24 protein-coding genes are annotated in these 22,592 nt (G+C 71.9%); 10 read left to right on the top strand and 14 right to left on the bottom strand.

Features of this window, described 5'->3' with window-relative positions; translation table 11 throughout:
• Positions 1 to 549 precede the first annotated feature (549 nt).
• The 7 genes from pheA to P3T37_RS33755 all read right to left on the bottom strand — a co-directional run bounded on the left by pheA (position 550) and on the right by P3T37_RS33755 (position 7,695).
• Entirely contained in the window at positions 550 to 1,485 is a 936-nt protein-coding gene (pheA, locus tag P3T37_RS33785) for a prephenate dehydratase (protein ID WP_280727765.1), read from the bottom strand.
• 99 nt (positions 1,486 to 1,584) lie between these two features.
• On the bottom strand, positions 1,585 to 2,811 hold the full coding sequence (efeB, locus tag P3T37_RS33780) for an iron uptake transporter deferrochelatase/peroxidase subunit (protein ID WP_280727764.1): 1,227 nt from the start codon (positions 2,809 to 2,811) through the stop codon (positions 1,585 to 1,587).
• Between the two features lie 3 nt (positions 2,812 to 2,814).
• On the bottom strand, positions 2,815 to 4,740 hold the full coding sequence (locus P3T37_RS33775; protein WP_280727763.1) for a copper resistance protein CopC: 1,926 nt from the start codon (positions 4,738 to 4,740) through the stop codon (positions 2,815 to 2,817).
• 8 nt (positions 4,741 to 4,748) lie between these two features.
• Positions 4,749 to 5,228 carry a copper chaperone PCu(A)C gene (locus tag P3T37_RS33770; protein ID WP_280727762.1) on the bottom strand — a complete coding sequence of 160 codons (480 nt, stop codon included), beginning with the start codon at positions 5,226 to 5,228 and terminating at the stop codon, positions 4,749 to 4,751.
• On the bottom strand, positions 5,228 to 5,908 hold the full coding sequence (locus P3T37_RS33765; protein ID WP_280727761.1) for an SCO family protein: 681 nt from the start codon (positions 5,906 to 5,908) through the stop codon (positions 5,228 to 5,230). Before P3T37_RS33765 ends, P3T37_RS33770 begins: the two co-directional genes overlap by 1 nt.
• Before the next feature lie 86 nt (positions 5,909 to 5,994).
• Complete coding sequence (locus P3T37_RS33760) at positions 5,995 to 6,735, bottom strand: YcnI family protein (protein WP_280727760.1); 741 nt, start codon at positions 6,733 to 6,735, stop codon at positions 5,995 to 5,997.
• A gap of 111 nt (positions 6,736 to 6,846) precedes the next feature.
• Positions 6,847 to 7,695 (bottom strand): hypothetical protein, encoded by an 849-nt coding sequence (locus P3T37_RS33755; protein ID WP_280727759.1) that lies wholly within the window; start codon positions 7,693 to 7,695, stop codon positions 6,847 to 6,849.
• A 258-nt stretch (positions 7,696 to 7,953) separates the two neighbouring features.
• On the opposite strand from P3T37_RS33755, the gene P3T37_RS33750 reads away from it, so the two are divergent.
• Positions 7,954 to 8,610 carry an ATP-binding protein gene (locus P3T37_RS33750; RefSeq protein ID WP_280727758.1) on the top strand — a complete coding sequence of 219 codons (657 nt, stop codon included), beginning with the start codon at positions 7,954 to 7,956 and terminating at the stop codon, positions 8,608 to 8,610.
• Here the strand turns inward: P3T37_RS33750 and P3T37_RS33745 are convergent, their stop codons facing one another.
• On the bottom strand, positions 8,611 to 10,950 hold the full coding sequence (locus tag P3T37_RS33745; RefSeq protein ID WP_280727757.1) for a helix-turn-helix transcriptional regulator: 2,340 nt from the start codon (positions 10,948 to 10,950) through the stop codon (positions 8,611 to 8,613). It lies immediately after the preceding gene.
• On the bottom strand, positions 10,937 to 11,275 hold the full coding sequence (locus P3T37_RS33740; protein WP_280727756.1) for a hypothetical protein: 339 nt from the start codon (positions 11,273 to 11,275) through the stop codon (positions 10,937 to 10,939). Before P3T37_RS33740 ends, P3T37_RS33745 begins: the two co-directional genes overlap by 14 nt.
• A 981-nt stretch (positions 11,276 to 12,256) precedes the next feature.
• On the opposite strand from P3T37_RS33740, the gene P3T37_RS33735 reads away from it, so the two are divergent.
• The 3 genes from P3T37_RS33735 to P3T37_RS33725 are packed head-to-tail and all read left to right on the top strand — an operon-like array spanning position 12,257 to position 14,590.
• The gene (locus P3T37_RS33735; protein WP_280727755.1) at positions 12,257 to 13,153 is read left to right on the top strand and encodes a LysR family transcriptional regulator; all 897 of its coding nucleotides are present in this window, start codon (positions 12,257 to 12,259) and stop codon (positions 13,151 to 13,153) included.
• A 60-nt stretch (positions 13,154 to 13,213) separates the two neighbouring features.
• Positions 13,214 to 14,293 (top strand): allantoicase, encoded by a 1,080-nt coding sequence (gene alc / locus P3T37_RS33730; RefSeq protein WP_280727754.1) that lies wholly within the window; start codon positions 13,214 to 13,216, stop codon positions 14,291 to 14,293.
• 48 nt (positions 14,294 to 14,341) lie between these two features.
• Positions 14,342 to 14,590, top strand: coding sequence for a hypothetical protein (locus P3T37_RS33725; RefSeq protein WP_280727753.1), 249 nt, complete (start codon positions 14,342 to 14,344; stop codon positions 14,588 to 14,590).
• A 24-nt stretch (positions 14,591 to 14,614) separates the two neighbouring features.
• Here P3T37_RS33725 and P3T37_RS33720 read toward each other — a convergent pair whose 3' ends face one another.
• Positions 14,615 to 15,805 carry an acyl-CoA dehydrogenase family protein gene (locus P3T37_RS33720; RefSeq protein WP_280727752.1) on the bottom strand — a complete coding sequence of 397 codons (1,191 nt, stop codon included), beginning with the start codon at positions 15,803 to 15,805 and terminating at the stop codon, positions 14,615 to 14,617.
• 98 nt (positions 15,806 to 15,903) lie between these two features.
• Here P3T37_RS33720 and P3T37_RS33715 point away from each other — a divergent pair, with 98 nt between their 5' ends.
• Complete coding sequence (locus P3T37_RS33715; protein ID WP_280727751.1) at positions 15,904 to 16,545, top strand: TetR/AcrR family transcriptional regulator; 642 nt, start codon at positions 15,904 to 15,906, stop codon at positions 16,543 to 16,545.
• A 70-nt stretch (positions 16,546 to 16,615) separates the two neighbouring features.
• Complete coding sequence (locus P3T37_RS33710; RefSeq protein ID WP_280727750.1) at positions 16,616 to 17,236, top strand: TIGR03086 family metal-binding protein; 621 nt, start codon at positions 16,616 to 16,618, stop codon at positions 17,234 to 17,236.
• 94 nt (positions 17,237 to 17,330) lie between these two features.
• On the opposite strand, the gene P3T37_RS33705 is transcribed toward P3T37_RS33710, so the two are convergent.
• Positions 17,331 to 17,552 carry a DUF5302 domain-containing protein gene (locus P3T37_RS33705; protein WP_280727749.1) on the bottom strand — a complete coding sequence of 74 codons (222 nt, stop codon included), beginning with the start codon at positions 17,550 to 17,552 and terminating at the stop codon, positions 17,331 to 17,333.
• Between the two features lie 397 nt (positions 17,553 to 17,949).
• Between P3T37_RS33705 and P3T37_RS33700 the strand changes: the two genes are divergently transcribed.
• Complete coding sequence (locus P3T37_RS33700; RefSeq protein WP_280727748.1) at positions 17,950 to 18,771, top strand: protein phosphatase 2C domain-containing protein; 822 nt, start codon at positions 17,950 to 17,952, stop codon at positions 18,769 to 18,771.
• Here the strand turns inward: P3T37_RS33700 and P3T37_RS33695 are convergent.
• The 3 genes from P3T37_RS33695 to P3T37_RS33685 form a co-directional block, all read right to left on the bottom strand.
• Positions 18,756 to 19,700 carry a nucleotide disphospho-sugar-binding domain-containing protein gene (locus tag P3T37_RS33695; RefSeq protein ID WP_280727747.1) on the bottom strand — a complete coding sequence of 315 codons (945 nt, stop codon included), beginning with the start codon at positions 19,698 to 19,700 and terminating at the stop codon, positions 18,756 to 18,758. The genes P3T37_RS33700 and P3T37_RS33695 overlap by 16 nt on opposite strands.
• Positions 19,701 to 19,913: 213 nt before the next feature.
• Entirely contained in the window at positions 19,914 to 20,105 is a 192-nt protein-coding gene (locus tag P3T37_RS33690; RefSeq protein ID WP_280727746.1) for a DUF397 domain-containing protein, read from the bottom strand.
• Positions 20,102 to 20,920: a helix-turn-helix transcriptional regulator gene (locus P3T37_RS33685; RefSeq protein WP_280727745.1), complete on the bottom strand. Its 819-nt coding sequence runs from the start codon at positions 20,918 to 20,920 to the stop codon at positions 20,102 to 20,104. The genes P3T37_RS33690 and P3T37_RS33685 overlap by 4 nt, the downstream gene beginning before the upstream one ends.
• 130 nt (positions 20,921 to 21,050) lie before the next feature.
• Between P3T37_RS33685 and P3T37_RS33680 the strand changes: the two genes are divergently transcribed.
• The 3 genes from P3T37_RS33680 to P3T37_RS33670 all read left to right on the top strand — a co-directional run bounded on the left by P3T37_RS33680 (position 21,051) and on the right by P3T37_RS33670 (position 22,590).
• Positions 21,051 to 21,284 carry a hypothetical protein gene (locus tag P3T37_RS33680; protein ID WP_280727744.1) on the top strand — a complete coding sequence of 78 codons (234 nt, stop codon included), beginning with the start codon at positions 21,051 to 21,053 and terminating at the stop codon, positions 21,282 to 21,284.
• Between the two features lie 99 nt (positions 21,285 to 21,383).
• Positions 21,384 to 21,572 carry a hypothetical protein gene (locus P3T37_RS33675; protein WP_280727743.1) on the top strand — a complete coding sequence of 63 codons (189 nt, stop codon included), beginning with the start codon at positions 21,384 to 21,386 and terminating at the stop codon, positions 21,570 to 21,572.
• Positions 21,573 to 21,621: 49 nt separating this feature from the next.
• The gene (locus P3T37_RS33670; RefSeq protein WP_280727742.1) at positions 21,622 to 22,590 is read left to right on the top strand and encodes a phosphotransferase; all 969 of its coding nucleotides are present in this window, start codon (positions 21,622 to 21,624) and stop codon (positions 22,588 to 22,590) included.
• Positions 22,591 to 22,592: the final 2 nt, after the last annotated feature.

Genomic DNA, 22,592 nt, shown 5'->3' with positions numbered 1-22,592 from the left:
TACCGGGGCGCGAGCGACCGGCCGGACTGGTTTTCGGGGATCCGGGCGGTGCTGTCCACCACGGCGGCCGCTCCCTGGGGATAACCGGCCCAATCCTGTGGATAACTTGTCCACCGTGCGCCGTGGAGCCCTTTTGTCCACAGGCTCGGAAGCTTGCCTGTGGATTGTCGTTCCTGGGAGAATCCTGGATCCCGAAATCAGGTTTCCAAGGTTTCAAACCCGAAATTAGCTGCTCGGCTGAGTTAATTTACCCACTCGGACGGGTGATTTAAAGGCAGAAGGGTGACTCTGGTGTGATTGGTCCGATCCCGCCCACTAGGAGATGATCCGACTGGACCTGGGAGTAGCTATGCCGGTTTGTCGACTCGTCCCCAGGCCTGTGGATAACTAGCCCCGTCAGGGCCTGTGGATGAGGAGGGGCCAGTTCACCGGCCTGTGGATGACGGTGTGTGGTCGGGCGCTGACCTGGTTCCCGGGTGGTGTCACCCGGATGGGCGCGACATGAACAACTGACGAACGGCGGCGCCAGAGTTCGGACCAGAGTTCGGATCAGAGTTCGGCGCGGCCGTCGAGGCAGCGCGAGAGCCAGTCCGCCGCGCGGTCGAAATCCTCGTCCGAGGTTCCGGGCTGGCGGGCCGACGGGTCGCGCTGGTCCGCCCGCGGATAGGAGCCGAGGAACCGCACCTGCGGGCAGATCCGCCGCAGACCCATCAGCGTCTCGGCGACCCGGCGCTCGGTCAGGTGGCCCTCGCAGTCGAGCGAGAAGCAGTAGTTCCCGAGTCCCTGGCCGGTGGGCCGCGATTCGATCCGCATCAGGTTGACCCCGCGCACCGCGAATTCCTGCAGCAGCTCCAGCAGCGCGCCCGGGTGGTCGTCCGGCAGCCAGACCACCATCGACGTCTTGTCCGCGCCGGTCGGCGAGGAGACCCGCCCCGGTCGGCCGACCAGGACGAACCGGGTGGTCGCGTACGCGGCGTCGTGGATGTCGCTGACCAGTGGCTCGAGCCCGTACAGCGCGGCGGCGAACTCCCCCGCGAAGGCACCGTCGAAGCGGCCCTCCTGCACCAGCCGGGCGCCGTCCGCGTTGGAGGCGGCGGACTCCCAGTGGACGTCCGGCAGGTTGGCCCGCATCCAGTGCCGGACCTGCGGCTGGGCCACCGGGTGGCTGGTCACGGTCTTGACGTCGGCCAGCGTGGTGCCGGGTCGGACCAGCAGGGCGAAGCTGATCGGCAGCAGCACCTCGCGGTAGATCATCAGCGGCGTGCCGGTGGCCAGCTCGTCGATGGTGGTGGTGACCGCGCCCTCCACCGAGTTCTCGATCGCCACGAAGGCCCCGGCGGCCTCGCCGGTGCGGACGGCGTCCAGCGCGGCCTGCACCGAGGTGAGCGGCACCAGCTCCCGGGTCGCCGCCTCGGGCAGGGTGTGCAGGGCGGCCTCCGTGAAGGTGCCCCGGGGCCCGAGGTAGGTGTAGCGGGTGGCCGACATTTCGTGCCTCCGGACGGTTCAACTCAGCGGTGCCAGACCTGCCACCCTATCCACTCGGGCCCCGGCACGGCGCCGTTCGTCCACCCCGTGGGCAGCTGGCTAACCCTCCAGCAGCGCCTGGCCCAGGTAGCCGGTGCCGCCGGCCGGGACGCCCGGCGGCACCGCGTACAGCCCGCTCGCCTCGTGCCGCAGGAACTTCGACAGCCCGTCGCCCCGGGAGAGCTTGCGCTGCACCGGGACGAAGCCGCGCGCCGGGTCCGCCTGGAAGGCCAGGAAGAGCAGCCCGGCGTCCGGCGAACCGTCCGCCCGGACCCCGTCGGCGTAGCTGTACCCGCGCCGCAGCATCGCCGCCCCGCTGTTGGCCGCCGGGGCGGCGACCCGGATGTGCGCGTCGGCGGGGATCGCCAGGGTGCCGTCCGGGTTGGACCTGGCGAGGTCGACGGGGGTGGTCTCGGTGCCGCCGGAGAGCGGCGCGCCGTCCGACTTGCGCCGCCCGATCACCCGTTCCTGGCGGTCGGTGGGCAGGTTCTCCCAGTCGTCCAGCAGCATCGTGATCCGGCGGAAGACCAGATAGGAGCCGCCGGCCAGCCAGCCGGGCCCGGTGCTGAAGATCCGGGCGGCGAAGTCGGCGTCGGCGGGCTTGGGGTTGTTGGTGCCGTCGATCTGGCCCATCAGGTTGCGGCCGGTCCGCGGCTGCGCGGTGGCGCCGGGGGTGCGGCTGAATCCCGCCGACTGCCAGCGCGGGGCGGCCGTGCCGACGGCCTGCTGCTGGAGCACCCGCAGGGCGTGGAAGGCGACCAGCGCATCGTCCGCGCAGACCTGGAGCCACAGGTCGCCGTCGCTGCGGGCGGGATCCAGCGCGTCGGCGGGGAACTCCGGCAGCGGCGCGAGCGCGGCCGGCCGGGCCGCCTGCATCCCGGTCCGCTCGAAGAGCGAGGCGCCGAAGCCGACCGTGACGGTCAGCGAGCAGGGACCGGCGTCCAGGGCGATCTGGTTCTCGTTCCGGTCGGCCGGCTCACCGGCGGTGAGCCGCGCGATGGTCGCGGTCCAGCGCTTGAGCAGCGCCTGCAGCCCGGCCCGCCCGGCGGCGGGGGCCAGGCCGGGGAGCAGGTCGAAGGCGGCCAGCTGGATCCGGGCCTGCTGCGGGGTGAGGATGCCGGCCTGGTGCGGGCCGTGGAAGTCCACCTGGCCCGCTCCGAGGCCGGCACTGCGGGCTGCCGCCGCCGGCTCGCTCGCGTATGTGCCGGCCGCGCCTGCCACCAGGCCGGCCCCGGCGCTGCCGAGCAGGGCGCGCCGGGAGAACGCGCCGGACGTGCTGGGTGCCATGGTTCAGCCGATCTTCACGGGCTTGGTCTGGGTGGTCTGGTCGATGTCCGAGGAGCGGACCACGACGGCCGCCACCCAGTCGCCGGCCAGCGGCAGCTGTGCGGTGCCGCTCCAGGTGCCGGTGCCGGACTTGGCCAGCACCACCGGCAGCGGGCCGAGGTCGCGGTCCGGCAGGGTGAACGACAGCTGCACCTCGGGGACGTCCACCGGCTGCCCGGCGCTGTCGCTGACGACCAGCTTGATGGCGTTGCCGCCGGTCCTGGCCGGGTCGATGCTCAGCGTCGCGGTGCCCTTGGCGCCCGTCCCGGTGCCGCCGGTGTCGTACGCCAGCTTGAGGACCACCGGCTGCCCGGTGGCGGCGGGCGCGCCCGCGCTCGGCGCGGCTGTCGCGGCGGCCACCCGGCCGGGCGGCGCGTTGGTCAGCAGGGTGGTGACCACCAGGACGGCCACCGCCACCGCGCTCTCCACCAGCACCGCGCGCCGCAGTCCGGCCCGCACCGGCGAGCCGTCCTGGGTCCGGCGCACCTTCGCCGAGGCCAGCGCCGCGCGCTGGCGGTCCAGCTGGGCCTGGCGGACCGGGTCGTCGGCCAGGCCGACTTCCTGCTCCTGCTCCACCGGCTCGGGGCTGAGGGCCTCCTCCGGCGTCCCGCGCAGCCGGGCGACCCAGCGCCGGGAGAACCAGGCCAGGCCCAGCATGACCAGCACCAGGCCGATCTTGATCAGCAGCAGCCGCCCGTACTCGGTGTCCACCAGCGCGCCCCAGGAGCCGACGCCCCGCCAGGACTGGTAGACGCCGCTGGCCACCAGCACCGCCACCGAGCTGAAGGCGACCTTGGAGAACCGGTCCGCCTCCGTCGCGCCGATCCCGTGCCGCAGCCCGACCAGCAGGGTGGCCAGCCCGCCGAGCCAGCAGGCCATCGCCAACAGGTGCAGCATGTCCAGCGGCAGCGCCAGCGGGACCTGGATGCCGACGGCGGCGTGGTCCGCCGCGGCCCAGGTGGCGCCGAGCGCGAGGGCCAGCACCAGCCCGCCGACGCCGAGCGCCAGCCGCGCCTCGCGCTGCGGACGCTCCGCCGCGCGCAGCTCCAGCCGGCGCAGCTCGTCCTCCTCGGGATCCCCGCTCGGCTCGGCCGCCGGGGATGCGGAGGAGGACAAGCCCAGCTGCCCCACCAGCAGCGACAGGAACACCCCGGCCGCCGCCAGCAGCAGCAGCCGGGCCGCCAGCGCGGTGCCGAGCCGCTCGTCCAGCGTGCTGCGCACCAGGGTGAGGTCGAACGCCTGGCCGATACCGGTCCCGCGCTCGTACGGCCCGCGCAGCAGCAGCAGCGCCACCGTGGAGGCCAGCAGCGCGACCCACCCGGTCATCAGCAGCCGCTGCACCGAGCGCACCGCGGCGCCGCGCGGCCAGCAGAGCAGCACGAACGCCGCCACGCCGACCAGCAGCGCGTAGGCCGCGTAGGCGACCGTCCGCGCGGTGCCGTAGAGCGCGGCCACCACACCGTCGGCCTTCGCGCCCTGCACCTGCGAGGCGGAGACCGAGGTGTCCGAGGGCGCCCCGATCGAGAAGGTGAACGCCCCGCCGACCGGGTGCGAGTCCTCCGAGATCGCCCGCCAGGCCACCGTGTAGGTGCCGTTGGCCAGGCCCGGACGCAGCCCGATCGTCGCGGTGTCCGACTTGCCGTCGGCGTGCCCGGGGTTGCCGGTGTCCACTGCCTTGCCGGCCGGGTCGAGCACCCGCAGCGCGTCGGAGTCCAGCGTGACGCCCTCGCTGAAGGTCAGCGTGACGGCGGCCGGCTCGGTCGCGACCACCGAGTTCTGCTCGGGGTCGGTGTGCAGCAGCGCCGCGTGCGCGGAGGCCGTCCCGGCGCTGCCCAGCAGCAGCACCAGCAGCGCACCGACCATGGCCAGGATCGCCCTCGTCTTGCGCATATCTCTCGTCAGCTCCCGGGACGGTAGGTGAGTGGCTCCACCGGCACCTGCACGGCGATCGTTCCGCCGTGCTGGAAGGTGAGGTCGAGTTCGAGCTTGTCGCCGAGGGCGGGCGGCTTCGCCCAGCCCATGATCATCAGATGGTTGCCGCCCCGGGCCAGCTCCAGCGAGCCCCCGGCGGGCACCGGGAGGCTGTCGACCTCCTGCATGGTGGTGTCGGTGGACCGGTGCAGCGTCACCGACTGGGCGCCCGGGCTGGACACCTTCAGCAGCTTGTCCGCCGCGCCGCCGGTGTTGCGCACCGTCAGGTACCCGGCTGCCATGCCGTCGCCCGCGGGCAGCGGGATGTAGGAGTCCGCGACGCTGAGCTTCACGCCCGCCGCCGCTCCACCGCCACCGCCGCCGCCGCAGGCGACGAGTATCGCCCCCGCGGTCAGTGCGGTGGCCAGCGCGGCTCCCGCGAGCGCGGTCCGTCGGAATCCGGGCATCAGGCCGGCACCCCCTTCGCCAGCAGCGGCAGGTCGTGGCTGAACACGTCGATCGAGCTGTTGCTCAGGTACAGCACGTGAGCCTTGTCGTCGGAGGGCAGGAAAGCCAGTACCTGCGCGCCGTGCGAGGAGCTGACCGTGCCGTCCTTGTTGACGATCGGGTCCTCGACCAGGATCCCCAGCGACTTCGCGGCCGCCTTGACCTTCTCCAGGTCGCCGGTCAGGCCGATGAAGCTGGTGTTGAAGGAGTCCAGCCAGGTCCGCAGGACCTTGGGGGTGTCGCGCGCCGGGTCGGTGGAGACGAAGACCACGTCGATCTTCTTCTGCTCGTCGGCGGGCAGCTTCTGCATCGCCACGCCGATGTCGCCCATGGTGGTCGGGCAGACGTCCGGGCAGTCGGTGTAGCCGAAGAAGAGCAGCGTGGTGCGCCCGGCGGTGCGCTGGCGCAGGTCGAACGGCTGGCCGCTGGTGTCGTTCAGCACCAGGTCCGGCTTGTCGAAGTGCCGGGACAGCGCGGTGCCCTGGTAGGGCGAGTTCGAGGACGGCATGGAGACCACGGCCGCGCCGGCGGTGGTCTTGCCGGCGGCGGAGCCGCAGGAGCTCAGGGCGAGGCAGCCGGCCAGCGCGAGGGCCGCGGTGCCGGCCAGTCGCCGACGGGTGGTGGTGCGAGGCAGAGGCATCGGAGGTCCGATCGGGGCTCGGGGGATTTCACGGGAGGGGGCTGCCGCCGGGGCCGTGCGCGCGGCACGGCCCCGGCGGCCTGCGGTCAGGGGGTGACGCTGCTCTTGCGGCGCAGGCCGAGGACGCCGAGACCGGCGCCGATCACGCCGACCACGATGCCGACCACGCCGAGCGTGCGGGCGGTGGAGTCGTCGGACCTGGCCGCGCCGACCGAGACGGTGGCGTCCTGCGAGCCCGAGCCGCCCATCTGGTGGCCGCCCGCTGCGGGCGAGGCGGCGTCGGCCTTGGTGAGGGTCAGCGTCGGGGCCGGGTGCTGGGGCTCCGGCTGGCCGGACTGCGCCTCGTCGATCCAGCGCACGACGTTGCCGTCGTCGTAGGTCTGCAGGGCCTTGAAGACCAGCTTGTCGGTGTCGGTCGGCAGCGGGCCGAGCGAGATCCTGAACTCCTGGAACTGGCCCGGGCCGATCTTGGTGCCGGCGTCCGCGGTCCAGGTGATCTTCGAGACGGCGTCGGTGATCACGGCGCCCTTGGCGCTCTTGACCGGCGTCGCGAGCTTGCTCTTCTCGACGGTGGCGGTCCAGCCCGGCAGCGGCTGGGTGCTCACCGAGGTCACCGGGTGGTCGGTGGGCACGGTGACCTCCAGCTTGGTGGTGCCGGCCGTGTCGCTCTCGTCCGGCACCCGGAACGCGACGGCGGTGTAGCCGCCGGCCTGGGCGTTGCCCGGCTGGACGGTGACGTGGGCGAAGGCGGGTGCGGCGAGAGCGAGCACGCTGCCCGTGGTCAGGGCGGCGACGGTGGTGAGACGACGGGCGGGAAGCGAACGCATGATGCGGGGTTCTCCATCGGAAGCAGGACACACCTGTGCCCTGGCTGAGGGGTGGTCACGAGGTACGCACGGCGCGCCCCGACCCCGCAGCGGAAGATCTCCGACGGTGGGTCAGTGCGCGAACGCCGCCACCGGCGGACCCCGCCGGATCACGCTGTGCCGCAGGACGGCCGCCCGCGGCAGCCGTCCGCTCCCCGCGTCCGGGCGCACCGCCCGGACGTCCGTGCCCGCCGTGCCGAGCAGGCCGCGCAGCAGGGCCGCGACCAGCAGCAGCGCGGTGCGCAGCGGTGCGGCCCGGTCCTGGACCTCGCGGGCCAGCGCGCCGGCCAGCCGGACCAGGCGCCAGAGCGCGGCCTCGCCGCGGCTCAGCCACCAGCCGGCCAGGACGGCGGCGGCCAGGTGGCCCGCCGCCATCGCGGGCGTCAGGCCGAACTGCCACCAGGGCAGCACGGCCGCCGTGTGGTAGGCGCTCGGGTCCAGGCCGGCGTCGCCCAGCAGCTGCGCGGGCGTCATGCCGACGGGCAGCGTGCCCATCAGCGAACCGGGCATGTCGTTGCAGATCAGCCGTCCGGCGACCTGGTCCATCGTCATGCCGGACATCGCGTGGTGGCCGACGCAGTGGAAGAGCAGGTGCAGGCCGAGCTGACCGGTCCCCAGCGCGCCTGCGATGGACGTCAGCGAGCGCTCCCGTCCGCCGAGCAGCGCGGCGAGCGCGCAGACCAGGGCGAAGCCGAGGGCCAGGGTGGACGGGTCCACCGGTCCGCCGCCGCCGAGGTCGTGCCCGGCTGCCGCGATCACGGTGCAGACCAGCGCGAACGGCACCGCCCGGACCGCCCGCAGATCCCAGGCCGCCGCACGGGCGGCGCCCGGTGCAGCTCCCGTCACTGCCCGCGCGACACCACGGACCCGGCGCACCGGGTCGGCGGCGCCCGGCTGCGGGGCGGGATGGCGGTCAGTCATGGCCGGGCCATCCTCTCACCGGGCCCCGCGCCCGCTCGGCAGGGGGTGGCGGTGGGGTGGCGGGCGGCCGGCGGTGGTAATTCCACAGGAATGACCCGATCGGCCCCGGCGTGCGCGCGGTGGTGTGCGCCGCTCGGCACACCGTGCCGCGTCAGTCCATCCGCCGAACGGGCGGACCGGCACCCCGGAGACGGTTCACACGCGGATTGCTCGGCAATACCTAGTTGTATGTGGAGCCGCAGCCAGGAGGGACCTGTCGTGGACATCTGGTGGACTCTGCATCTCAAGCGCGACCTCGCCAGCGTGCCGCTGGCCCGGCGCATCCTGCTCGGCACCATGGAGACCGCCGGCGTCGACCCGCAGATCGCCTACGACCTGGGCGTCGCCCTGACCGAGGCCTGCGCCAACGCCGTCGAGCACGCGGTCGGCGGCGGCCGACCGGACGACAGCTTCCAGGTCACCGCCTCGATGGAGGGCGACCGGCTGCGGATCGAGGTCACCGACTCGGGCCCGGGCCTGCCCGCCACCTCGCACCTGGTCCCGGCCCGACGGCCCTCGGGTGCGCCGCCGGCCCGCGCGCTCACCCGCGGCGGCCCGCGCACCCGCCGCGGCCGGGCCTCCCTCCCGCCGCCCGGCGCCCTCGGCCCCACCCGCCGCACCCGCCCCGCCGACCGCCCGGCGCCGTACGACACCCACGTACTGCCCGCCGGCCGCCCGGTGCCGGCCGGCCCGCGCCCCGCCGAGCTCGACACCCAGCCCGACCTCTACGCCGAGAGCGGCCGCGGCCTCTTCCTGATCCGCGCCCTCACCGACCACGTCCAGCTCCGCAACCACCCGCAGCGCGGCGCCATCGTCAGCTTCGACAAGGTCCTCAAGTGGCGCCACGACACCCCGGTCCTCCAGGCCGCCTCGTAGCTATGGGCAGCTGCTGTCCAGCCCGCGGACGGTCACCAGGCTCACCCCGGCCCCGGGCACCCGGGTCACCTGGCCGGTGGCGGGGTTCCACAGCGCGACGTTCGCGGCGAGCGGATCGAAGGTGAGCAGCGGGGTGCCCTGCGGGAGCGGTGCCCCCTTGGTGGCCAGCGCCGTCGTCGTCGGTTTGACGCAGACCGCCGAGGCCGTGATCGCCCGGAAGCCGCCCGGCAGGTGCCGGGCCGCCGCCTCGCGCTGGGCGCGCGTCGAGGCGTGCTCCCCGCTCTGGGTGGCCGCGAGCACTGTCGCCAGGCCGAACATGACGGCCAGCGGGACGATAAGGATCTTCCCGAGGTCCACGTGCACCCGTCGGGCGAACCCGGCCATCGCCAGGGTCAGCAGGCCGGTTGCCACCCCTGCTCCTAGCGGACGGAACGCCGGCCACATCTGGTTCAGGCCGCTGACGGTGACGTCGCTCAGTCGTAGGCCGAAGCCCGACAGGTAGCTGCCGTAGGCGATGTCACCGACTCCGCGAAGCAGCGGCGGGGCCAGCGAAACGACGAACGGTACGGCCCAGAGAGCCATCTTCCCGGTGCTGGTCCCGCGCACCAGAGAACGCAGTCCGAAGAACACGAACACCAGGAGCAGCGGAACGACTCTCCCCCAGGCGTTGGCGACCGGCCCGGCGTTGCCCACCAGAATTCCCAGTCCGGTGGAGAGGACCGATCCGGCTGCGGAGAACAACACCTTCGCGCGGGTCGAAAGCGGCGGAGTGATGCGTGACTGCGCGAGGTACAGAAGTGCCGCGCACAGCGCCGCGAGGGCGACCAGCAGTGCCGTTCCCCAGCTGCCGGCCGACCAGCGCGGTTGGGTGAGGACGACGAGGGAGAAGATCGTGATCATGACGCCGGCGGTGCGCAGGGCCTTGGCGTCCTCCCGGCGTGTCCGATAGCGGCCGTTCGCCTCGCGCTGACTTCTGGAAGACGTCAGGAAAGGCCGTCGCAGCGCGGCCCGTTCCGGTCGCTCGGGGCCGTTGTGCAGTTCACGTCGCCGTGCGAACTCGCGAACGGCGTGGCGGTCCGAGTGGGCGTAGATGACCTCGCCCGTGTCATGCAGCCCGAGGCTGATCCCGAGCCGGTGCAGTCGGCGCAGCCACGATGTCCGCCCGCGCGGTGGCCGCTGGTAGACGCGGTATGTCAGGGTGGTCATCGCACTCGGCTGGAGGACCCAGCCGCCTCGCATGTTGGTCATGGTGCCGAACGGCTTGAGGACGTTGCGGAGTTCCATCTCCGCCTCGCTCGTGGCCCCGAGCGCAGCTCCGACGCGCGGCACGTCGACGAACCAGTGGGAGTCCAGGCTCTGCTGGTCGGGACCGAGTTCGCGCTCGCTGACCTGGGAGTCCGGAGTGCAGTCCCAGCCCCGGGCGCGGCAGGCCATGATGATGAGCTTGGCGTCCTGGCTGTGCAGTGCCAGCGAGATCCTGACCCGGACGTCGAAATCCCCTGCCGGAAGCACCGGGTCGCCGGATACCAGGTCCGTCGTTGGCGGATTCTGCTCGCGTTGCCCGGGCACCCGCCCCCGGTTTCTGGCCGAGCCACCCCAAAAGCGGCTCCACAGGGCCTTGAGCCGGAGCCACGCCCGGTCGAACTCCTCACGCTCCGTCGGGGGAACCCCGCAGGCGGCGAGGATGGAGTTGACCACCATCCTGGAGGGGAGGCGCTTTCCCGAGAAGGCGTCCGCCAAGGTGCTGGGAGGGACGTAACTACCGTTGAGCTTGGTCCTGAGGCTGAGTTCGCGCAGGGAGGGCGAACCGGCCGCGGCCCGAACTTGCCGCAGTCCCTGCCCCACGTCCTCGACGGACACGATCGTCCCGCCCGCCACGTAGGACGCGATGCCCTCGCTGGCGTGGTTGCCGACGTGGCTGCTGATGAGTAAGCGCTTGGAGGTCGGCGGCGTGACTGGAGTCGCGGCACGGTACGGCCTTCGTGCAACCACCCCGGAAGTCTGGATGTACTCCGAGGTCGACTCGACGGGCATGAGGCCCGCAGAGTTCAGCGCCTCGGCCGGTGCCGACTCCAGCACCTGCTTCACCAACTGCCAGCGTGTCCTCCACTCGACCTCGGAGCCGCCACAGGCATTCACGAAGGCTCGCGTCACCTCCCAGGTCGGCAGTTTCCTGCCCGCGGCAGCCTGGGAAAGCGAGGGAGCCGAACAGTTCGCCCGCGCCGACATGGCCCGGTAGTCCAGATAACCGTCCTTCCTGCGGAGAGCACGGAGGCCCTCGGCGAACTCGCGCAGCTCGATCGGGGACGTGCCCGGGATCGGGTTCTCAGGCCGCGGCATTGGTGTCACCGTTGTCGACCTGCTCGATGGCGGGCTCCGCCCGAGGAACAGAGTGGAGAGCCGGCGCCAGCGCCACCACCGACTCGCCAATCGGCTGGCCGGGACCGTCGTCGTGGCCTTGCAGGTTGCGAACGACCTGGGTCGCCAGCAGCGCGAGGGTAGGCACGGTGGGAACGGCTACGGCCACGGGCATGCCGAGCAGCACGAGCAGCGCGATCAGCGCGGCGATCCCGGCGAGGACGGCGGCCCACAGGAGGACCTGCCGCGTCGGGAAGCGGTAGTCCGGCGCGTCTGCGGGCGTCCGCGGTACAGGGGTGCCTGCCATCAGGCGCTCCCCCCTTCTCGGGCTCGGGAGCCCGCTTCGCACACCCACTTCCGAGGAGGCAAGGGTGTGCGCGGGCAGGCCCGAGGACCTGCCCGCCGTCGAATCGAAACGACCCCGGCTGCAACCGGGAAAACGCCGCAGAACGATTGAACCGCACCTTCAGGCGATCGAGCCAAATGCCTGCCCCCGCCAGCATCTGGCCGGCAGGAAACATGCCGCCAAAGAAGGATAACCGGAATGAGCTCCTCCGAGTAGAAACAGCCACAAAAGGGGGCAAATCACCTAAAAAGTCTTCCTTATCAACCAATACATCAAGGCATCTATGGCCCTCTGGGTGGCGGAAGGGATCTGCATCAATGCAGGTCATGGGCTCTTTGATTGTTAAGCTGATGTCGGGTCTGTCCGAGTCCGACCGAGAGTAAGAAGAAAACTCGCGAATCAACTGGAGATCAGGCTTCATAGACCCAGTCGGCCGACGCAATTCGGTGGTCAGCCGAGCACTAAGGTTCAAACGTCGAATCGAACGAACCGCCTGCCAGGGGAAACGCTGCAACGTGGCTCCTGGCCGAACGCGAGGGGCAGCTGACCAAGGCTGCGACCCTCGCGTTTTGGGTTGATCAGACTTGATTAGCTCGCCGTGGGAAAGTGCCCCGTCCCGGCCTGGCGCCGGAGCGGGCACCTGGGCGCGGCAAGCGGCCCTGACGCCACAAGCCGGACCCTCGTCTGGCTCACGGGTCGGGCGGGCCCGCCTCCTGCCTCCTGCGGCTGTCCGGCCTGCGTCGAAGTCGGGCAGGTCCGGGCGGTGCTGGTGGATGCCCTCCATAGTGGTGTCGCCAGTGGCCCGGGACAGTGCCCACATGCGACGCGGATAGCCGTCGTAGTGGCGACCGGGACCTCTGGCTCCTCTGCCGGCTCCTCATGGATTCCCGCGAGGGCAGTGAGAGGTGTGACGATGGCGGTGGCAATGCCTACGCTGGCGCGATGACCGACTGGGACCTCAAGAAGCTGCGCATTCTGCGGGCGCTGGACGAGTGCGGGACCGTCACCGCGGCGGCGGCCCGGCTGAGCATGACGCCGTCCGCCGTGTCGCAGCAGCTCTCGCTGCTGTCGCGGCAGTTGGGTGCTCCGATGCTGGAACCGTACGGGCGGCGGGTGCGGTTGACCAGTGCGGCCCGGCTGGTGCTGCGGCATGCGGACCGGGTTTTCGGCCAACTGGAGCAGGCTGAGGCGGAGTTGGCGGGCTATCTGCACGGCGAGGCGGGCGAGGTGCGGATCGGGGCGTTCGCGACCGCGATCACCGGGTTGGTGGTTCCGGCGGTGGCCCGGCTGCGGGAGAGCGCGCCGCGGCTCGTGGTGCGGCTGGTGGAGGCGGAGGCGGCGGAGGCGTTCGAGCTGCTGGCCTGCGGCGAGGTGGACCTGTCGGTCTCGCTGAGTGTGCGCGGGTCCGTCGCCGAGGATCCCCGGCTGGTCCAGATCCCGTTGCTGGACGACCCGTTGGACGTCGCCCTGCCCGTGGGTCATCCGCTCGCCACCGCCGCCGGTCCGCGGCTGGCCCAACTCGCGGACGACCCGTGGATCTTCGGCGGTAGCGGCCCCTGGCGGGAGATCACCTTGGGGGCCTGCGCGGACGCGGGCTTCGTCCCCGAGCGGGCGCACACCGCCGCCGACTGGGCGGCGATCCTGGCCATGGTCGGCGCGGGCCTGGGCGTGGCGCTGGTGCCGCGGCTGCTCTCCCGGGCGGGCGAGAGCCCCGGCGTGGTGGTCCGCGCGCTCCCGGCGGACCTGCCGAGTCGCCGGGTGGTGGCCGCCGTCCGGGTCGGTACCGAGCAGGCCCCGCCGCTGCGCCGGGTGCTGGCCGAGATTGTGAAGTCAAAATGAACGATTTGGTCAGAAACTTGAGATGGACCTGAAACGTCGCGGCGGAGCAGAGTGAGAGCCATGACGAGCTACGAGCACCTCACCGGTTACGCCGACTACGACGACACCACCGACGACCTCTCCTTCACCGACCTCGTCGACCTGGCCGACCGCCGCCTGGGAGCCGGGGTGATCGCCGCCAACGACGAACTCTTCGCCGAGCGCGAGAACCTGCTGCTGCCCGCGCCGGCCGTCTTCCAGCCGCACACCTTCGGCCCCAAGGGCCAGCTGATGGACGGCTGGGAGACCCGCCGCCGGCGCGGCGCCGACACCGCACGGCCGCACCCCACCGCCGACGACCACGACTGGGTACTGATCCGCCTCGGCCTCCCGGGGGTGATCCGCGGCATCGTCGTGGACACCGCGCACTTCCGCGGCAACTACCCGCAGCAGATCAGCGTCGAGGCGGTGGAGCTCCCCGGCACCCCGGGTCCGGCCGAGCTGCTGGCCGCGGACACCCCGTGGCGGGAGATCGTCCCGCGCAGCGCCGTCCGCGGCCACGCCGCCAACGGCTTCACGGTCACCGACCAGGGCCGCTGGACCCACCTGCGGCTCAAGCAGTACCCGGACGGCGGCATCGCCCGGCTGCGTGTGCACGGCGAGTCCCGCCCCGACCAGGGCTGGCTGGCCGCGCTCGACACCTTCGACCTGGCGGCCCTGGAGTACGGCGGTTCGGTGGAGGACGCCTCGGACCGGTTCTTCTCCCCGCCGGTCAACCTGATCCTGCCCGGCCGCTCCCGCGAGATGGGCGAGGGCTGGGAGAACCGCCGCCGCCGCGACGGCGGCCACGACTGGGTCCGCCTGCGGCTGGCCGGGCGCGGCGTGGTCCGGGCGGTCGAGATCGACACCGCCAACTACGTGGGCAACGCCGCCGGCTGGGCCGCGCTCTCCGGCTTCGACGCGAGCAGCGGCGCCGACCCCGCCGACCCGGCCGCGGCCGGGGACTGGTTCGAGCTGGTCCCCCGGACCCGGCTGAGCCCGGACTCCGTGCACCGCTTCGTCCTGGACGGCGCCGCCCGCCCGCTCACCCACGCCCGCCTGGACGTCTTCCCCGACGGCGGCATCGCCCGGCTGCGCCTGCACGGCTCGCTCGTGCGCTGACAGTGGTCAGCAGTGGCATCTGCGGCGACTCGGGAGCACTGTGGAAGCATGTTGCATCACATGCGCGCGGAGTACGGCGATCAGGGCCCCAGCGGCCCCGTGAAGCGGTGGCACATGGTGCCCACCGCCACCGGCAAGGCCCTGTGCGGACAGGACGTCCCGGCCGAGGGCCCGACCCTGGAACCGACCGAGTGGGGCCGCACCGCCGAGCCCTGCTGCCGCGCCTGCGGGGTCGTGTGGCTGCAGTCGGTGCCGTTCCTCGCGGACGAGCACGACCGGCAGGACTACCTGCCCTGACGTGCCCGCCCGCGGAGGGCCTCGCTACTGGTACGCGGCCTCACCGGTGATGGCCTCGCCCAGCACCAGCGTGTGGATCTCGCTGGTCCCCTCGTACGTCAGCACCGACTCCAGGTTGTTGGCGTGCCGCAGCACCGGGTACGCCGTCGTGATGCCGTTCGCGCCGAGCACCGTCCGCGCGCTGCGGGCGATCTCCAGCGCCGTGCGGACGTTGTTGAGCTTGCCGAAACTCACGTGCGCCGCACGGGACTTGCCCTCGTCCTTGAGCCGGCCGACCCGCCAGGCGACCAGGTACGCCTGCTCCAGCTTGAGCGCCATCTCGACCAGCTTCTCCTGGGTGAGCTGGAAGGCCGCGATCGGCCGGCCGAACTGCACCCGGCTCTTGGCGTAGTCCAGAGCGGAGGAGTAGCAGTCGCGGGCGGCGCCCACGGTGCCCCACAGGATGCCGTAGCGCGCCTCGTTCAGGCAGGAGAGCGGGCCGCGCAGGCCGGTGACGCCGGGCAGCACCGCGTCGGCGGGCAGCAGCACCTCGTCGAAGGCCAGCTCGCTGGTGACCGAGGCGCGCAGCGAGAGCTTGCCGTGGATGTCGTGCGCCGTGAAGCCGCGGGTGCCGCTCGGCACGAGGAAGCCGCGCACGCCCTCCTCGGTCTGCGCCCAGACCACCGCGACGTCCGCGATGCTGCCGTTGGTGATCCACATCTTGCTCCCGGAGAGCACCCAGTCCGCGCCCTTGCGGCGGGCGGTGGTGCGCATTCCGGCCGGGTCCGAGCCGAAGTCCGGTTCGGTCAGGGCGAAGCAGCCGATGGTCCGGCCGGCCGCCATGCCCGGCAGCCACTGCTGCTTCTGCTCCTCGGAGCCGAAGGCGTGAATGGCGCGCATCGCGAGCGAGCCCTGCACCGAGACGAAGCTGCGCAGCCCCGAGTCGGCCGCCTCCAGCTCCAGGCAGGCGACGCCGTACGCCACCGCGGAGGACCCGGTGCAGCCGTAGCCGTCCAGGTGCATGCCGAGCAGCCCGAGCGCGCCGAGCTCCGGCGCGATCTCGCGGGCCGGGAAGACGCCCTGCTCGAACCAGTCGCCGATGTTCGGCCGGATCCGGTCGTCGGCGAAGCGTCGGACGGTGTCGCCGATCATCCGCTCCTCGTCGGAGAGCAGATCGCTCACCGCGAGCAGGTCGAGCGGGTCGGGTCCACCGGAGCGTGCGGGCCTGCCGGACATGCGGGTCTCCTGAGGGTGTGGGTCTGCACGGTGCCGGACCATCCGTATCAGGCTTTACGCTGGCCCGAAAGGCAGTCACACGGAGGACGGTGGTGGACGTGACCGATCCCACGACGGACGGGCGGGTCCAGAAGGGCAACGAGACCCGCCGCCTGGTGCTCGGCCGGGCGGCCGAGATCGCCTCGGTCGAGGGGCTCGCAGGGCTGTCGCTCGGCAGGTTGGCCACCGAGCTGGAGCTGAGCAAGAGCGGGGTCTTCGCGCTCTTCGGCTCCAAGGAGGAACTCCAGCTGGCCACCGTCCGGGCGGCCCAACGGATCTACCTGGACCAGGTGGTGGAGCCGGTACTGGAGCTTCCGGCCGGGGTCGGGCGGCTCTGGCAGCTCTGCCTGCGCTGGCTGGAGTACTCCCGCACCCGGGTGTTCGCGGGCGGCTGCTTCTTCTACGCGGTCGGCGCGGAGTTCGACGCCCAGCCCGGACGGGTCCGCGACGCGCTGGCGGCCGGCAGCCGGGCCTGGCACCGGACCGTCCTGGACTTCCTCGAATCGGCCCTCGCGGCAGGGGAGTTGCACCCGGATGCGGATCTCGAACAGCTGACCTTCGAGCTGGTCAGCTTCCTGGAGTACGCCAACGCGATGTCCCTGCTGCACGACGACGAGGCGGTGTACGCGCGGGCCCGCCGCTCGGTGCTGCTGCTGCTCCGCTCGGAGGCGGCGGACGAGTCGCTGCTGCCGGCGGAGTGAGCGCGGGCGCGCACTTCTCGTTTCGGCCGAATCCTGAAACTGACCGATCGATCGTGCTAACGTCTCGGCCATGGAATCCGGCATTCGCACTGCCCATCTCCGCGCTCTCGCACTCGTCCAGCCGGCACTGGACGCGGTCCGTCCCGAGCACCTCGACCTGCCGACCCCGTGCGCCGGGTGGATGCTTCGCCGCCTGCTGGCCCACATGCTCGGCCAGAACCACGGCTTCGCGCAGGCGGCCCTCGGCCGCGGCGCCGACCTCGCCGTCTGGGCCGACCGGGAGGTCGGCGACGGCCCGGTCGGTGCCGCCTTCGCCGCCTCGGCGGACGAGCTCTTCAGTGCCTTCGGCACGGCGGTGAAGAGCGGCCGGCCGTTCCTGATCCCGGAGGTCCTGCCCGGCCACGCCTTCCCGGCCGAGCAGGCGATCGGGTTCCACTTCGTCGACACGCTGGTCCACGGCTGGGACGTCGCGGCCGCCCTCGGCGTACCGCTGGACTGCCCGGACGACCTCGCGGCACTACTGCTGCGGATCTCCCGGCAGGTGCCGACGACCCCGGAGTCCCGCGCCCCGGGCCGGGCCTTCGGTCCGGTCGTCGGTCCGGCCGTCGGCCCGGCCGGCGACGTTTCGGACTTCGACCGCGCCCTGGCCCTGCTCGGCCGCGACCCGGCCTGGGCCCCGGCCCGCCCCTGACCACCTGCCCGCTCGCGCCTGGGGTCACGGGGGAGTCCCGGGCGTGAAAAAGGGGGGACCGGCAGCTCCTGCCGGTCCCCCCTTCAGGTGGTGCTCAGCCGCCGCTCTTGCGACGGAAGGTGCGCTTGCCACCTTCGGCGCCGTGGGCACCGTGGATCTTGGAGTCGCCGCCCGGGCCACCGCCCGAACCGTCGCTCTTCACACCCTGCTTGCGCTCCAGCGCGGCCAGGAACTTGGCCTTCACGTCGTCCTGGCCGGCAGCCGCAGGCGTCTCGGGGTTCTCGTCGTTCTCCACTGCTGCTGCGTCGCTGCTCATACGGGACCTCCTGGGCGGGGCGGACTTCTGGTCGTGCTGCTGCCACTGTGTCATGTCCGGGAGTGGACCCGGCGTCAGATTTCCGGCGTGCCTCACAGAGCGCCGCAGCCGCTCAGCGCTGCTGGACGCTACTCAGTGCTGCTGATCGCGGTACTGCGGTCCGCCGATGAAGAACAGAAGTACGGCGGTCGGAAAACAGAACGCTGCCAAGGCAACGACGATGGCCTGCCACCACATGATGCACTCCCGAAACTCTCGTACCAGCATTCAGTCCGTATTGCGACGCTATGGGCAGATCGGCAGCCGCGCCACCGCGCGATTCACCGGGATGTCCCCGTTCGAGGGATCATTCGCCGAGGTCTGTGCCGGGGCGCACCCGGCACCGCAGACTGGCGGCATGCAGGTACAACTGGCAGGGCACGCACAGCGGCCGGACGCGGAGAGCGAGGACTTCGCCACTGCCTCGCCGGAGGCACTGGTGCTGCTCGACGGGTCGAGTTCACCGGCGGGCATGGAGTCGGGCTGCCGGCACGGCACCGCCTGGTACGTGCGCCGGCTCGGCGTGCACCTGCTGGCCCGGATGACCGACCGCTCGGACCGCGACATCGCCGAGTGCCTGGCCGACGCCATCGCCGAGACCGCCGCCCTGCACGGCGGTCGCTGCGACCTGGCGCATCCGAACACGCCTGCCGCGATGGTGGTCGCTGCCCGAAAGCACGGCCGCTCGCTGGAGTACCTGGTGCTCGGCGACTCGCTGCTCGTCCTGGAACCGTCCTCCGGTCCGCCGCGGGTGATCGGCGACAACCAGGAGTTCTCGGCGGGGGAGAGCCTGCTCCGGTCGGTCTGGCAGGCCGAGCTCGGCACCGCCGAGCGCGCCGCGCTGCACCTGCGGTACGCGCTGGCCGTCCGGGCCGTGCGCAACACCGGCGACGGGCCGTGGATCGCGGCCGCCTCCCCGAAGGCGGCCGGGCACGCCGAGACGGGCTTCGTCCGACTCGACCGGCTGCGCGCGCTGGCCGCCCTTAGCGACGGCGCGAGCCGCTACACCGAGCGCTTCGCCCTCGGCGACTGGCCGGCGGCGCTGCGCCTGATGGCCGAGACCGGCCCCGGCGCGCTGATCGCCCGGGTCCGCGAGGCGGAGGAGGCCGACCCGCGCTGCGAACGCTGGCCGCGCAGCAAGCCCCACGACGACGCCACCGCCCTCTACGCCAGGCTCTGAACCTCGCCCAGTACCTCGCCGACGGTCGGCAGCATCCCCACCTCCGCCGCTATCCGTTGCGCTGCTGCGCGGTACGACGCGTCCGCGAGCACCGCCTCGACGGCGGCCCGGATCCGCGGCACGTCGTCCGGGCCCGGCACACCCATCGTGCCCGGTGCGCCGCCGCTGGGCGCCACGAGCAGGCCGGCACCGGCCGCTTCCACCAGTCGGCCGTTCGCGGGCTGGTCCGCGAAGAGCGGGACGACGACCAGCGGCACCCCGGCAGCCAGCGCGCCGAACGTGGTGCCCGAGCCGCCGTGGCACACCACCACGTCGGCGCTGCCGAGTACGTCCGCCTGCGGGACCCACGGCTCCACGTGCACGTTGGCGGGCACCGGGCCGAGCGCCGCCGGGTCGACGGCCCGCCCGACGGTGAGCAGCACCCGCACGGGCAGCCCGTCCACCGCGTCCAGCGCCGTCCGGAACGCGGCGGCGGCGGCCGGGCTGCTGCTCACGACGCTGCCGAAGGTGAGGTAGACCAGCGGCGCGGTGCTCCCGCCCCACCAGTCGGGCAACGGCTCGGTCTTCTCTCCTGTCTCCCTGAAACGCCGGGTGGCGGCGAACGGCGACGGGTCGAGCGAAGCCGGGAAGCGCGTCAAGTACGGTGCCGAGCGCAGCCGTTCGACGGTCTCGTGGCCGTACCGAGCCAGCGCGGGCTCGGCCAGGCCGAGCGAGGACGCCTCGATCGCCGCCAGCGAGATCCCGACCTGCGCCTGCGGTATCCCGTGCCGCGCGGCGACCACCGCCGAGGCGTACTCGCACGGCTCGTGCAGGATCAGGTCGGGCCGCCACTCACGACACGCGGTCTCCACCGCGGGCAGCATCGCCGCAGTGCAGAGCCGCCCGAAGAACTCCCGGTTCGCAAGCACCGCGGCCTCGTCCGGGGACACTTGGGGAAACCGCCGCCAGAGCTCTCCGCTGGCCTCCGCAGCTGGCTCCGCCCCCACCCGGAACGGAACCCCCAGCTTCGAGGCAACGGTCACCAACTTCGGCGGCACCACGAGGAGTACGTCGTCCCCGCGCGCAACACACGCGTCGATGAACGGCAGTAGCGGATTGAAGTGACCAGAGCCCTCGGTGGAACTGAAGAGAACACGCATGAGTCAGATATCGCCGAACACACCGCTCTTGACGCCGTCGATGAACGCCGAGAAGGCGTCGGTAGGAAAGATCAGCGCGGGCCCGTGCGGGTCCTTGGAGTCACGGACCGGAACAACAGCAGATTCCCCGACGCCGATCTCGACGCAGTTGCCGCCGTTGGTGCTGCTGTGACTGCTCTTGTGCCAGGTGATCATCTGCTCAGGTCCTCCAGACGTGCGCCGATCAGCTCGGCCGACTCTTCGGGTGAGAGGGCTACGGCTCTGAGCAGATCATAGGCATGTGTTGCGCCGGCGACCTCGCTTGCGTCGGTGCCTAGTCGGCCCTGGGAGTAGCCGTCCACATAGAGCACATCCACCCCCTCGGTGAAACCCATGATCGTGAAGGGGCCGGCCAATCCGGCGTGTGCCGTTACCCGTTCAGGGATCACCTGGATGACGGTTCGGGGATGTGCACCCGCCTTCAGCAGCCGTTCTAGCTGACCTGCCATCACCGCCGGTCCACCGATCGCCCTGCGCAGCACCTGTTCATCAATGACGAACCAGGCACGCGGGCGATCCTCGCGCTCAAGTACTGCCTGTCGTGACAACCGGGCGGCGACCAAGTCGTCCAGGTTGTCCGGCCGCACTGCGCCGAACATGGCTCGCGCGTACCCCTCAGTCTGTAGCAGGCCGGGGACGACTTGAGCTTCGAACGTATGGATCGATGAAGCATCCCGCTCCAACTCCACATACGGCAGGAACCAGCTCGGATACGCATACCGCAGCACCAGCGGATGCAGCCGCATGAAGTGGCCCCCGGTACCGAACGCCACGTCCAGCCCTGCCGCCAACTCCGCGCTCGGTACCCGCTTCGCCGACTCGATGTAGCTGATCATCGCCTGGGTGGCGAACGCCTTCTTCGCCGTCTCCAGCTGCGACCAGCCCGCCTCCGTCCGCAGCCGGTGGGCCTCCGATCCGAAGAACGCGAGGAGTGACGTCGTCGGGTCCGGTCCTTCGGTCTCTGCGGTCATCGTGGCGACGCCTCCTCATAACTGGATCCGCTTTATCCGCCCACCCCTCCTCAGCGTACGTGCGCAGGGCGACGATTGATGCACAGTCAGTCATAGTCACCCCATCGAGTAGAGCCCAGAACGGACCGCCATGACCTCCGAGCTGAACCGACACCTCCGCGACCAGCGAGAACGTGCCGATCGAGCCCTCACCCGACTCCGCGCCGCGCTCGGCCTCGCCGAACTCGTCCTGCCCTCCCTCGGGCCCGATCACCAGTCCGCCCTGACGGGGGTCGTGCTGATCGAACTCGGGGCCGTGCGGCCCGACATCGCAGAACGGCTGGCGGACCTCATCACCAGAGGATCCGGACATGCCGACTACTGAGAGTGTCGAAACCCGGTTCTGGCGCCTGCTCCGTCCGGCCCGCCCGAGCTGTCCGCTCGGCTGGCCCAACTGCCCACTGTGCCAAGGGAATCAAATCCGATGAAGTCCTCCAAGTGCAGCGCCATGACCCTGCGCGCCTACCGCATCACCCCCACCGGCCACCACGTCGAGATCTCCCAACGGACGATCTCCCTGCGCCCGGGCGCGATCGAGATCTCCAGCGTCTGGCCGCCCTGCGCCTGCCCGCGCTGCCGCCCGGCCGACGGCCAGCTGGCGGAGAGCGCCTGAACGGGCCGCCGGACGACCTCACCCCGTCACCACGAATCAGGAAGGTACCGTGACCACAGACGATCTCTCCTCGCGAACCTCCGTGAGGCCCTCCTGGGATGAACTCCCGCTGCCGGTACGAGACTCCGTGCAGGCAGTCCTGGGCTCACCCGTCGCCAACGCCCGGACCCAGACCGGCGGATTCAGCCCAGGCCTCGCAGTCCGCGCCACGCTCGCCGACGGCCGGGCGGTGTTCCTCAAGGGCGCCGCCACCGACCATCCCGTTCACTCGATGTACGCCGACGAAGCGGCGATCAACCGCAGCCTTCGCCGCCAGGCCCCCGTGGTCCCCGTGGTCCCCGTGCCGAGGATGATCGACTCCTGGGAGGCGGGCGGGTGGCTGCTGATGGCCTTCGAGGACATCGCCGGTGGCCACCCCGACCTTCGTCCGGGATCGGCCGACCTCCCTGCCGTGATGCGGCTGCTCGACCAACTCCCCAAGACCGTCAGCCCGTCCCCGATCCCCGACGCTCCGACCGTCGCCGCTGTCCTCGGAGGCGGCTTCCATGGCTGGCAGGCGCTTGCGGACCAGCTGGCCGACCTCGACCCGTGGTCCGCACGCCACCTGGAGCAGTTGGCAGCCGTCGAGCGGGACTGGCTCGGCGAGTCCGGCGGAGACTGTCTCCTCCATGTGGACCTGCGGGCCGACAACATGCTCATGCGCGACGGCGACGCCCTCGCTGTCGACTGGGCCCACCTCCACCAGGGGGCCGCGTGGCTCGACCCGGCCTTCCTCGTCCCGCAACTGATCCGCGCCGGCCATACCCCGGCCCAGGCCGAAGCCCTGATCGCGGACCTGCCCGCGTGGGCCGACGCCCCACCCGCTGCGATCACGTCGTTCGCCGCCGCCCAGGCCGGCTACTGGGAACGCAGCTCCCGGCTCCCCGCCCCGACCGGGGTGCCGTACCTGCGCGGCTACCAGGCCGACATGGCGGCGATCGGTCGGACCTGGACCGAATATCGAACCGGCTGGTGGTAGCG

The organism is Kitasatospora sp. MAA4 (genome assembly GCF_029893355.1).
GTDB lineage: Bacteria > Actinomycetota > Actinomycetes > Streptomycetales > Streptomycetaceae > Kitasatospora.
Note: the sequence above shows the minus strand (reverse complement) of the source record. Positions and strands in the feature narration are given on the sequence as shown.